This is a genomic window from Vibrio sp. Vb1980, assembly GCF_033338615.1.
In the GTDB taxonomy this organism is placed as follows: domain Bacteria; phylum Pseudomonadota; class Gammaproteobacteria; order Enterobacterales; family Vibrionaceae; genus Vibrio; species Vibrio alginolyticus.
This window is the reverse complement of record NZ_JAWOSZ010000132.1, coordinates 1-580: the sequence shown is the minus strand read 5'-3', so window position 1 is coordinate 580 and position 580 is coordinate 1. Positions and strand designations below refer to the sequence as shown.

The 580-nt window shown below is 50.9% G+C and carries 1 protein-coding gene; it reads left to right on the top strand.

Translation table 11 applies throughout. From position 1 onward, the window contains the following. A partial coding sequence (locus R7F64_RS24150) for a tandem-95 repeat protein (protein ID WP_318072186.1) occupies positions 1-580 on the top strand: 580 nt, incomplete at both ends.

Here is a 580-nt window from a genome sequence, read left to right as displayed (position 1 = left end):
CCTGAAACACAAGGCACAGTTGAGATCGTTGATGGCAAACTGGTCTTCACACCGGCTGAGAACTTCCATGGTGACGCTGAAATTACTTACACGATTACTGATGGTGCACTGACTGACCAAGCGACGGTCAACGTCACCGTGAATGCGGTGAACGACACGCCTGTGGTTGAAAGCAACATTGCAGACCAAACCTTGGCGGAAGATTTTACGCCATACAGCATCGATCTGAATACGGCCTTCAGTGATGTGGATAACGCCGATGGCGAGTTAACGTTTAGCGTTTCTGGTAATAGCAACATTCAAGTGGCGATCGTCAATGGGATTGCTACGTTCACTCCAACCGCAGACTGGAATGGCTCAGAAACCCTAACCTTTACCGCCACCGATCCAAGCGGTGAAAGCGTTAGCCAAACGGTGAACTTCACAGTGGCGCCTGTGGCAGATATTGAATCTGACCGCGCTACGGTTGTGGAAGACACACCAACCATCATCAAGGTTTTAGATAACGACACGTTCGAAGGCGACGACAAAGTGGTGTCGCTCGATAGCAATAACGGTCCAGCCAACGGCACGGTCTCGG